At 72.9% G+C, this 10,385-nt stretch carries 7 protein-coding genes; 1 reads left to right on the forward strand and 6 read right to left on the reverse strand.

All coding sequences use genetic code 11. The features are described 5' to 3' along the window. Positions 1–234: 234 nt before the first annotated feature. On the forward strand, positions 235–1,293 hold the full coding sequence (locus E0F75_RS05510; RefSeq protein WP_187621323.1) for a tachylectin-related carbohydrate-binding protein: 1,059 nt from the start codon (positions 235–237) through the stop codon (positions 1,291–1,293). Between the two features lie 312 nt (positions 1,294–1,605). Here E0F75_RS05510 and ispG read toward each other — a convergent pair whose 3' ends face one another. From ispG to E0F75_RS05540, 6 genes are read right to left on the reverse strand one after another with little or no spacing between them, the layout of a single operon-like run. Then, entirely contained in the window at positions 1,606–2,763 is a 1,158-nt protein-coding gene (ispG, locus tag E0F75_RS05515) for a flavodoxin-dependent (E)-4-hydroxy-3-methylbut-2-enyl-diphosphate synthase (RefSeq protein WP_187621324.1), read from the reverse strand. Positions 2,764–2,803: 40 nt separating this feature from the next. Continuing rightward, on the reverse strand, positions 2,804–4,624 hold the full coding sequence (locus E0F75_RS05520; protein ID WP_187621325.1) for a 1-deoxy-D-xylulose-5-phosphate synthase: 1,821 nt from the start codon (positions 4,622–4,624) through the stop codon (positions 2,804–2,806). Between the two features lie 17 nt (positions 4,625–4,641). Continuing rightward, positions 4,642–5,667, reverse strand: a complete 1,026-nt coding sequence (ispH, locus tag E0F75_RS05525) for a 4-hydroxy-3-methylbut-2-enyl diphosphate reductase (protein ID WP_187621326.1) — start codon at positions 5,665–5,667, stop codon at positions 4,642–4,644. Continuing rightward, the gene (locus tag E0F75_RS05530) at positions 5,664–9,398 is read right to left on the reverse strand and encodes an ABC transporter ATP-binding protein (protein ID WP_187621327.1); all 3,735 of its coding nucleotides are present in this window, start codon (positions 9,396–9,398) and stop codon (positions 5,664–5,666) included. Before E0F75_RS05530 ends, ispH begins: the two co-directional genes overlap by 4 nt. Before the next feature lie 43 nt (positions 9,399–9,441). Beyond that, positions 9,442–10,074, reverse strand: coding sequence for a 4'-phosphopantetheinyl transferase superfamily protein (locus E0F75_RS05535; protein WP_187621328.1), 633 nt, complete (start codon positions 10,072–10,074; stop codon positions 9,442–9,444). A 4-nt stretch (positions 10,075–10,078) separates the two neighbouring features. Next, positions 10,079–10,288 (reverse strand): MbtH family protein, encoded by a 210-nt coding sequence (locus tag E0F75_RS05540; RefSeq protein ID WP_187621329.1) that lies wholly within the window; start codon positions 10,286–10,288, stop codon positions 10,079–10,081. Positions 10,289–10,385: the final 97 nt, after the last annotated feature.

A 10,385-nucleotide genomic window follows, 5' to 3' on the forward strand; every position in this document is an offset into this window, starting at 1 on the left:
CGACGAGTCCTCCTCGGTATCAGCCGCGGCTGCCGTTGCAGGAGGCTTCCGGCAAGCGCATGGTGGTGGTGGGGGAAGGACCCAGTGGCAACACGAGTGCCAGGTGCCTGGTGGGGCGGCGCCATGCGGTACGGAATTCTTCGCGCCGGCTGTCACGCGCTACCACCGACCGCCCGGCTCGGAATGCACGCGTGCAATCGCCATGCGGTTTCTGATCGCAGGGAGTGGTTAGCCATGGCAGTAACCCATGCAACAGTGACACTCAACAAGATCGGCGTGATCGACTCCAGCGTCAACACCACCGATGAGCCAGGGTCGTCCGCAGAATGGCATATGAAGTTCATCGTCAATGGTCAGCAGCAGACCTGGGATCACGACGAGGTGAAAGACAACACGGACTATCAGCTCGGGCTTGTCTTCCCGAATGTTCGAATCGCCCCCAACGGGACGATAAGCATCTCAGCCAGCGGGTACGAGCATGACTCCCTGTCAGCCAACGATGTTCTCCCGAGACTCGAGACCACTCTTCATCCCGCACAGGATTTTCAGCTGGGAGCCACCGAGTGGGCGCATAGCCCGGATTCCCCCGAAGGCACCTACAAGATCGAGTACACCGTCGCGCCTGCCCAACAGCAACCCCTCATGGTCGCCCGCCCCGTGGGCTGTTCGCTCTACGGCATCAAGCCCGACGGGGATCTGCGCTGGTACCGCCACGACGGATGGCAGCACGGCACTGCCCATTGGACAGCGGGCGCCGGAGGAATCAGGATCAGCGGTGGCTGGAACATCTACGACACCGTCTTCGGCGGCAGCGGGGGCGTGATCTACGGCATCAAGCCCAACGGGGATCTGCACTGGTACCGCCACGACGGATGGCAGCAGGGCACAGCCCATTGGATAGCCGGCGCCGGAGGAAACAAGATCAGCGGCGGCTGGAACATCTACGACACCGTCTTCGGCGGCAGCGAGGGCGTGATCTACGCCATCAAGCCCAACGGGGATCTGCACTGGTACCGCCACGACGGATGGCAGCAAGGCACAGCCCACTGGACAGCCGGCGCCGGAGGAAACAAGATCAGCGGCGGCTGGAACATCTACAACACCGTCTTCGGCGGCATCGAAGGCAGAATCTACGCCATCAAGCCCAACGGAGACCTGCACTGGTACCGCCACGACGGATGGCAGCAAGGCACAGCCCACTGGACAGCCGGCGCCGGAGGAAACAAGATCAGCGGCGGCTGGAACATCTACGACACCGTCTTCGACGGAGACGTATACCGCAAACTCGGCTAGCAAGAGCACCTGACCGCGCGGCGCTTCACGACGAACCGGCCGCCGATCACCGACGCCGGACCTGCCGGCCGCCCCGTAGCCGACGCACCACCGCTTCTGGCACCGGAGGAGGGCCCGCGGCTCGGGAGCCGTGGGCCCTTCGGCGTCCCCGCCGCCGCCCGGCCGTGCCGGGAGCTGTTCGCTGTCGTCGGCGCGAGCGGCCCGCCTCCGTGGAGTCGCACCTGACGTCGAAGGGCCCTTCATGGTCCTCGGGGGTGCTGTCCGCGGTCGTGTCCCAGCTGGGCGACGGCGGCTGGGCCCCTGTGCACGGCGTCAGCCCACGGCCATCACCTCGGGCATGCCCGTGCCGAGGGCAGTGGTGTCGAAGGCGTCGGCGAGCCGCAGCGCCTCCTCGATCAGAGTCTCGACGATCTTCGACTCCGGTACGGTGCGGACGACTTCGCCCTTGACGAAGATCTGGCCCTTGCCGTTGCCGGAGGCGACGCCGAGGTCGGCCTCGCGGGCCTCTCCGGGGCCGTTGACGACGCAGCCCATCACGGCGACGCGCAGCGGGACCTCCATGCCCTCCAGGCCGGCGCTCACCTCGGCGGCGAGCTTGTAGACGTCGACCTGGGCGCGGCCGCAGGACGGACAGGAGACGATGTCCAGCTTCCGCGGGCGCAGGTTGAGCGACTGGAGGATCTGGGTGGCGACCTTGACCTCCTCGACCGGAGGCGCGGAGAGCGAGACCCGGACCGTGTCGCCGATGCCCTGGCGCAGCAGCGCACCGAAGGCGACGGCGGACTTGACGGTGCCCTGGAAGGCCGGACCGGCCTCGGTGACGCCGAGATGCAGGGGGTAGTCGCAGGCCTCGGCGAGGAGTTCGTAGGCGCGGACCATGACGACGGGGTCGTTGTGCTTCACGGAGATCTTCAGGTCGTGGAAGTCGTGCTCGGCGAAGAGGCTCGCCTCCCACAGCGCCGACTCCACCAGGGCCTCGGGGGTGGCCTTGCCGTACTTCTTCAGCAGCCGGGCGTCCAGGGAGCCGGCGTTGACGCCGATGCGGATGGGGGTGCCGTGGTCCCTGGCGGCCCGGGCGATGTCCTTGACCCGGTCGTCGAACTTCTTGATGTTGCCGGGGTTGACGCGCACCGCGGCGCAGCCCGCCTCGATGGCGGCGAAGACGTAACGCGGCTGGAAGTGGATGTCCGCGATCACCGGGATCGGCGACTTGGCGGCGATCGCGGCCAGCGCGTCCGCGTCGTCCTGGGAGGGGCAGGCCACCCGCACGATGTCGCAGCCCGCGGCGGTGAGTTCGGCGATCTGCTGGAGGGTGGCGTTGACGTCCGAGGTGAGGGTGGTCGTCATGGACTGCACCGAGATCGGGGACCGGCTGCCCACGCCGACCTTGCCGACCTGGAGCTGGCGGGTGGGGCGGCGGGCGCCGAGTACCGGGGCGGGCATGGACGGGATGCCGAGCGCGACAGTCATGGGGTGTCTCCTGCTCTGGTACGGGTGAGGGCCGGGCTGTTCACTGATCGGCGCCGACGGGCTGCGCTGCCAGGTCGCCGATCGAGACGGAGTCGTCGCGGCCGGCGAGGGCCTCGACGACGGCGCGGGCGATGTGGCGGCCGGTCAGGCCGTGGGCGGCGAGGATGTCCTCGCGACGGCCGTGGTCCAGGAAGCGCTGGGGCAGTCCGAAGGTACGGACGGGGGTGCGGGCGCCCGCGTCGGCGAGGGCCTGGGCGATCGCGGCCCCGGCGCCGCCGCTGCGGCCGCCGTCCTCGACCGTGGCGACCATCGAGTGCCCGAGGCCGAGCTCCACGAGGGCGGCGGGGACGGGGGCGATCCAGCGCGGGTCGACGACGGTGACGCCGAAGCCGTGCTCTGCGAGGCGGTCGGCCGCCTCCAGGCAGACCCCGGCCATCGCGCCGACGGAGACGAGCAGGACGTCCCGGGCATCCGAGTCCGCGCGGCGCAGGACGTCCATGCCGTCGAGGGTGGCGACGGCGGGGATGTCGTGGCCCGCGGAGCCCTTGGGGAAACGCAGCGCGGTGGGCCCGTCCTGGACCGCGAGGGCCTCGCGCAGGGCGCGGCGCAGAGTGGCGGCGTCGCGCGGGGCGGCCACGCGCAGGCCGGGGATCATCTGGAACAGCGACAGGTCCCACATGCCGTTGTGGGAGGCGCCGTCGTCGCCGGTGACGCCGGCCCGGTCGAGGACGAAGGTGACCGGGGCGCGGTGCAGGGCGACGTCGAGCAGCAACTGGTCGAAGGCCCGGTTGAGGAAGGTCGCGTACACCGCCACGACGGGGTGGAGTCCGCCGAGGGCGAGGCCCGCGGCGGAGGTGACGGCGTGCTGTTCGGCGATGCCGACGTCGAAGGTGCGGTCGGGGAAGCGCTCGGCGAAGGCGGTGAGGCCGGTGGGGGCGAGCATGGCCGCGGTGAGGGCGACCACGTCGGGGCACCGGGCGCCGAGTTCGGCGAGCTCCTCGCCGAACACGTCGGTCCAGGCGGGTTCCGGGGCGGGGCGCGGCGCGGTCCGGGCGGCGGGGCGGGGGCGTACGGCGTGGAAGCGGTCGGCCTCGTCCTGTTCGGCGGGGGCGTGGCCGCGGCCCTTCTCGGTCAGGCAGTGGACGACGACGGGCCGGCCGAGTCCGGCGGCGTGGCGCAGGGCCTCTTCGAGGGCCGCGATGTCGTGTCCGTCGACGGGTCCGACGTACGCGAGGCCGAGGTTCTCGAAGACGGAGTGCGGGGGGCGGTCCTCGGTGCGCAGCTGCGCCAGGTGGGCGGGGAGGCCGCCGACGGTGGGGGCGTAGGAGCGGGTGTTGTCGTTGAGGACGACGACCACCGGGCGGTCGGCGCCGTCGGCGAGGTTGTTCAGGGCCTCCCAGGCCATGCCGCCGGTGAGGGCGCCGTCGCCGATGACGGCGACGACGGCGCGGTCGGTGGCGCCGGTCAGCCGGTGGGCCTTGGCGAGGCCGTCGGCGTAGGACAGGACGGTGGAGGCGTGGGAGTTCTCGATGAGGTCGTGCGCGGACTCGGCGCGGGAGGGGTAGCCGGAGAGTCCGCCGGGTTGGCGCAGGGTGCCGAAGGCGGCCGCCCGACCGGTGATGATCTTGTGGGGGTAGGTCTGGTGCCCGGTGTCCCACAGGATCTGATCGCGCGGGGACTCGAAGACCCGGTGCAGGGCGAGGGTGAGCTCGACGACGCCGAGGCTGGGGCCGAGGTGGCCGCCGGTGCGGGTGACCTCCTCGACCAGGAGGCGCCGGATGTCCGCGGCGAGCTCCTCGGTCTGCGGGAGGGTGAGCGCGCGCAGGTCTTCGGGTCCGTGGACCGATGCGATCGACGTCATGACAGATCCTGTTCTGGTCACAGGGCCTCATCGGCCAGGGGGGTCCGGGGTACTCGGCCGGTGACGGGGTCGGCGAGCCGGGCGGGCATGGAGAAGACGACGTCCTCGGCGATGCCGTCGTCCAGTTCGACGTCGTGCCAGCCGAGTGCGGCGAGCCGGTCGACGAGTCCGCGGACGAGGATCTCCGGAGCGCTGGCGCCGGAGCTGACGCCGATGCTCGACGCCCCGGCGAGCCAGGTCTCGTCGAGATGGCCGGCGTCCGGGACGAGGTACGCGGCGCTGCCGTGCTCCCGGGCGACCTCGACCATGCGGATCGAGTTGCTGGAGTTGCGGGAGCCGACGACCAGGACGAGGTCGTTGCGGCGGGCGAGGGCCTTGACGGCGTTCTGGCGGTTCTGGCTGGCGTAGCAGATGTCGCCGTCGGCGGGGCCGGCGAGGTCGGTGAAGCGGGCGCGCAGCGCGTCGACGACCCGCCGGGTCTCGTCGAAGGACAGGGTGGTCTGGGTCAGGTAGGCCACCGGCGCGTCGTCCGGCAGGTCCAGGGCGGCGACGTCGTCCTCGTTCTCGACGACGATGGTGCGCTCGGGGGCCTCGCCGCGGACGCCCTCGACCTCTTCGTGTTCGGCGTGGCCGACCAGCAGGATGGTCCGGCCGTCGCGGGCGTAGCGGACGGCCGCCTGGTGGACCTTGGAGACCAGCGGGCAGGTGGCGTCGATGACTTCGAGGTGGCGCTCCGCCGCGCCGTCGCGTACGGCGGGCGAGACGCCGTGGGCGGAGAAGACGCAGACGGCGCCCTCGGGCACGTCCTCCTCGCTGTCGACGAAGCGGGCACCGCGCTTCTCCAGCTCGGCCACGACGTGGTGGTTGTGCACGATCTCCTTGCGCACGTACACCGGGGCGCCGTGGAGGTCGAGGGCGCGTTCCACGATGCCGATGGCACGGCGCACCCCGGCGCAGAAGCCGCGCGGCTGGGCGAGGACGACGCGCGGGGGCCGGTCGTCGGCCGGGGCGTCCGGGCCGGCCGGCTGGATGGTGGCGCTCATGAAGCGTTCCGTTCGTAGGAGTCGTGGGTGAGGGTTGCGGGCCGCGGGACGGTGGCCGCGGGCGGGCGCCCCAGCGAGGCGCGCCACAGTGCGGCGTAGATCCCGTCCAGGGCGAGGAGTTCGTCGTGGGCGCCGTCCTCCCGGATCCGGCCGTCGTCGACGACGACGATGCGGTCGGCTCGGGAGGCGACGCTGAGGCGGTGGGCGACGATCAGGGCGGTGCGGCCGCTGACGAGGCGTTCGGTCGCCCGGTTGACCAGCGCCTCGGTGGCGAGGTCGAGGGCGGCGGTGGCCTCGTCGAGCAGGAGGACGTCGGGGCGGACGAGTTCGGCGCGGGCCAGCGAGATCAGTTGCCGCTGACCGGCGGAGAGGTTGCGTCCGCCTTCGGTCACGCGGTGGTCGTAGCCGCCGTCGAGGGCGCTGAGGGTGTCGTGGGCGCCGACCCGACGGGCCGCGTCGGCCGTCTCGGCGTCGGTGGCGTCGGGCCGGCCGTAGGCGATGGCTTCCCGGACGGTTCCGGCGAAGAGGTACGGCTCCTGGGGAACGACGCCGAGCCGTTTCCGGTAGCCGGTGAGGTCCAGGTCGCGCAGGTCGGTCCCGCCGATGCGGACGGCCCCGCGGGTCGGGTCGTGGAACCGGGCGGCGAGCTTGACGAGGGTCGACTTGCCGGCGCCGGTCGTGCCGACGAAGGCGACGGTCTGGCCCTGCGGGATGCGCAGCCGGATCCCGGTCAGTGCCGGGCGGCCATCTCGGTAGTGGAAGTCGACGTCGTCGAAGACGAGTTCGCCGCGCAGGGAGCGGACGGGGAGCGCGTCGGCGGCGGCCGGGGTGGTGCTGCGCAGCCGGAGCAGGTCCCGGATCCGCAGCAGGGACACCCGTGCCTGCTGGTAGCCGTCGAAGAGCTGGGAGAGCTGCTGCACCGGGACGAAGAACAGGTCCAGGTAGAGGAGGTACGCGACGAGGGCGCCGACCGTCATGGCGCCCGCGGCCACCCGCTGTGCGCCGACGGCGAGGACCACGGCGGTGACGCAGGCGGCGAGGAACTGGATGAACGGGAAGTAGCGGGCGGACAGGAACTGGCCGCGGACCCGGGCGCGCCGGTAGGCGTCGCTGTGCCGGGCGAAGGCGGTGACGACGGACTCCTCGCGGCGGAACGCCTGGACGGTGTGCATGCCGGCCGCGCCTTCCTGGAGTGCGCCGTTGACGACGGCGAGCCGTTCCCGGGCGTCGGCGTAGCTGCGGGCGGAGGCCCGGCGGAAGACGACGGTGGCGAGGGCGATCGGCGGCAAAACCGCGAGGACGACGAGGAGCATTCCGGCGTCGGCGGCGCCGAGCGCGACGAGCACGCCGAGCAGGGTGAGGGCGCTGACGAGGACGCTGAGCAGGCCGGTCTGGAGGAAGGAGGAGAGCGAGTCGACGTCGGTGGTCATCCGGGTGAGGGTGCGGCCGGACGCCTCGTTCTCGAAGTGGTCGAGCCCCAGGCGGTGCAGGTGCGCGAAGACCCGGATCCGCAGCCCGTACAGCAGCCGCTCCCCCGTGCGTCCGGTGACCCGGACCGCGGCCCACTGGACGGCGTACTGGGCGAGGACGAGGGCCAGTGCGGCGAGGGAGGCCGTGGCGACGGCGGTGAGGGCGAGGTGCTGGGCGCCGCCCTCGATGCCGTGCCGCAGCACGAGGGGCAGGGTGAGTCCGGCGAGCGTGTCGGCGACGACCAGGGCGAGGCCGAGGGCGAGCGGCAGGCGGTAGCCGCGCAGCAGGTGGCGCAGCCCGAACTCGCCGGTGCCGTCGGTCCGGGGGTCGCGGGCGGCCTCCGCCTCGTCGACGCGGGGGAGATCGAGGGCCGGCGGCAGTGCCGCGACCCGGGCCTGCATGCGCGCGGCTGCGGAGAGCGGGGCGGGGGCGGGTTTCGGGGTGTTCGGGGCGGGGGGCCGCCGGTCCCCTGCGGGGGCCGGAGGCTCGGCGGCGGCTGTGGCGGCGGCTGCGTCGGCCGGAGGCTCGGCGGGATGGTGCTGGAGGATCGTGCGGTAGAGCGGGCAGCGGGCGGTGAGTTCGCGGTGGGTGCCGAGGTCGATGATCCGGCCGTGGTCGAGGACGGCGATCCGGTCGGCGAGCGCGAGGGTCGAGCGGCGGCGGGCGACGATCAGGGTGGTGCGGCCGTCGGCCTGGGCGCGCAGCGCGTCGTGGATGCCCTGCTCGACGCGGGCGTCGACGGCGGAGGTGGCGTCGTCGAGGACGAGGACGCGGGGCGCGGCGGCGAGCGCCCGGGCGAGGGCGATGCGCTGGCGCTGTCCGCCGGACAGGGCGCCGCGTTCGCCGAGCACCGTGGCGTAGCCGTCGGGCAGGGCGGTGACGAAGGCGTGCGCCTGCGCGGTGCGGGCCGCGGCGTGGATCTCCGCGTCGGTGGCGTCCGGCCGGCCGTAGGCGACGGTCTCGCGGACGGTTCCGGCGAGGAGGGCGGTGTCCTCGGGGACGCCGGCGACCGCGCCGCGCAGGGAGTCGAAGGTCAGGTCGCGGACGTCGGCGCCGCCGATCCGCACCGCGCCCTCGGAGACGTCGTGGAACCGGGAGAGCAGCAGGGCGAGGGTGGACTTGCCCGATCCGGGGGCGCCGACGACGGCCAGGGTCTCGCCGGGCTCGATGCGGAGGGAGAGGTCGGTGAGCACGGGCCGGCCGGGGGCGTACGCGAAGGTGACGTGGTCGAACTCGACGCCGAGGGGGGCGTCTTCGGGCAGTCGGCCCGCGCCCTCGGTCAGCAGCGGGCGGGTGTCGATCACTTCGAGGACCCGCTCGATCCCGGCGCCGGCCTGCTGGCCCATGGTGAGCAGTGCGGCGAGGGTCTTGACGGGGCCGACGAGCTGGGCGAGGTAGGCGGAGAAGGCGAGGAGGGCGCCGAGGCTGAGTTCGCCGCGGGCCGCCAGCCAGCCGCCGACCGCGAGGGCTCCGACCTGTCCGAGGGACGGAACGCACTGGAGCGCGGGCCCGTAGCGGGCGTTGAGCCGTACGGCGCGCATGCGGCCGGCGAAGAGCCGCCGGGCGGCGCGGGCCAGCCGGTCCATCTCCCGCTGTTCCTGGCCGAATCCCTTGACGACACGGATGCCGGCGGTGGAGCTGGCGACGACTCCGGCGACGGCGGCGGCCTGGTTCTGGGCGTACCAGGTCGCGGGGTAGAGCCAGGTGCGGCTGCGTCGGCCGATGAACCAGAGTGCGGGGACCAGGGCGAGCGCGACCAGGGCGAGCAGCGGGGAGAGCGTGGCGATGAGGACCAGGGAGACCACCAGCAGGGCCGCGCTGGAGATCGCGGTGGGCAGGGTGGAGACGAGGCCGAAGACCATGTTGAGGTCTCCGGAGGCCCGGCCCAGGAGCTGACCGGTGCTCAGTTCGTCGCGACGTACGCCGTCCAGGCGGGAGAGCGAGCGGAACAGGTCGACCCGCAGGTCGTGCTGGACGTCGGCGGCGAGCCGTCCGGCGTACAGGCGGCGCAGGTACGCGGCGAGGTAGCCGAGCGCGGCGACGGCGACCAGCGCTCCGGCCCACAGGGCGGCGGAGCGGGCGGGGCGCAGGACGACGTCGTCGACGATCACCATCGTGACGAGGGGGACGACGGCGCTGGTCGCGGTCCCGAGGAGCGCGGCGAGGACCGCCACGAGCACGCTGCGCCGGTGCCGCAGACAGCGGCGGGTCAGCCGCCCGGTCCAGGAACCCCGGTCGATGTCGTCGGTGGGGTGCGTCATTCCGGGCCTCCTCTCGTGAGGGTGGTGGGTGGGGTGCGGTGGGTCATGTGTCGCAGTGGCGCAGGTCGACCGGGGCGCCCGGGGCACCGAGGCCGGCGACCGCGAGGACATGTGAGCCGTACGGGCCGGCGCCGGTCGGCAGGACCGTGCAGGCGGCCCCGGTCCCGCCGGGCAGGGCGCTCAGGGCGGGCGTCCTTTCTGCGGCGGAGGGCGGGGGCCAGTGCGGGGGGTGGGGCAGCGGCTGGGTGAGCCCGCCGTGGGCGAGTCCGTGACCGCGGGCCTTGCCCACGGCCTCCTTCTGGGTCCAGAGCCAGTAGAAGGCGGGGACCCGGTCCGCCGCGGGGAGGCGGCCGAGCCAGTCGGCGTCGGCGGGGGCGAGCCAGCGCCGGGCCAGTGCGAGGGCGGGCAGCGGCCGTACGGTCTCGATGTCGACGCCGACCGGGGTCCCGGCGAGCGCCACGGCTCGGGCTCCCGGGCTGTGGCTCACGCTCACGTGGAGCCGGGCGGCGGGTCCGGTGAGCCGCGGGCGGCCGCCGGGTTCGTGGGCGAGCCCGATCCGGTGGAGCGGGCTGCCGGTCAGCTCCGCGGCGGCGCGCAGCAGCGTGGTGTGCGCCGCGCGCCGTTCGCCGGAGGCGACGGGGCCCCAGAGCACCGTGACGGCGTCGGGGCCGGTCACCGGGTCAGGCCGCCATCGCGCGGACGAGGCTCTTGGGGCGCATGTCCGTCCAGTTGGCCTCGATGTGGTCGAGGCAGGCCTGGCGGTCGTTCTCCGGGAAGGCGACCTCCCAGCCGGCCGGGACCTCGGCGAAGTCCGGCCACAGGGAGTGCTGGCCCTCGTCGTTGACGAGGACGAGGTAGCGGCCTTCGGCGTTCTCGAACGGGTTCGTCATTTCTTTTCCCTTTTCCATTTCCCGAGGTGGTTTCTTGATTCCGTCGCCGTTCTTTCTAACCAACAGGAGAGAGATCGGCAACCTTTCCGAAAAGATT

Source organism: Streptomyces sp. CB02980, from assembly GCF_014451325.2.
GTDB lineage: Bacteria > Actinomycetota > Actinomycetes > Streptomycetales > Streptomycetaceae > Streptomyces.